Origin of the sequence: Desertibacillus haloalkaliphilus (assembly GCF_019039105.1) — a bacterium.
Classification (GTDB): Bacteria; Bacillota; Bacilli; order Bacillales; family KJ1-10-99; genus Desertibacillus; species Desertibacillus haloalkaliphilus.
Map to the genome: position 1 here is coordinate 1 of NZ_JAHPIV010000229.1, position 404 is coordinate 404.

Annotated in this window: 1 protein-coding gene; it reads right to left on the bottom strand. The window is 59.9% G+C overall.

What is annotated here, in order from left to right; genetic code table 11:
• A partial coding sequence (locus KH400_RS29875) for a hypothetical protein (protein WP_217228180.1) occupies positions 1-404 on the bottom strand: 404 nt, incomplete at both ends.

Consider the following 404-nt stretch of genomic DNA (forward strand, 5'->3'; position numbering starts at 1 on the left):
CCACGGTTCCTCATGCGAGACAGTGAGGGTTCTCGACGCGGTCATCCATCTGAGTGACGCCACGAGCGCGTAGGTCGCCGGCCGGCCCTCTGACACCACGGAGTTGCCCTGTTCGTCGAGAATCTCTACATCCGAGACGTCAAGACACGCATAGATCTGGGCGCCTTCAGGCTCAGACCTGCCGACCAGTTGGGTTGCATCAACGAGTGAGGTACTAGCAACGCTGCTATGTCCCTCCTGACGCCAGCCCCGTTCGGCGTAATCTGCAACCGAATCAACAGCAGCCGACAGTGCTTCGTCAGTCGCGTATGAATCCAGAGCTCTGCTATCCAGGTCCTGAAAGGCATGATCCAACGCATCTTGGTACTCCGCGTACGCCTCGGTGGCCGCGGCGAGCGCTTCCT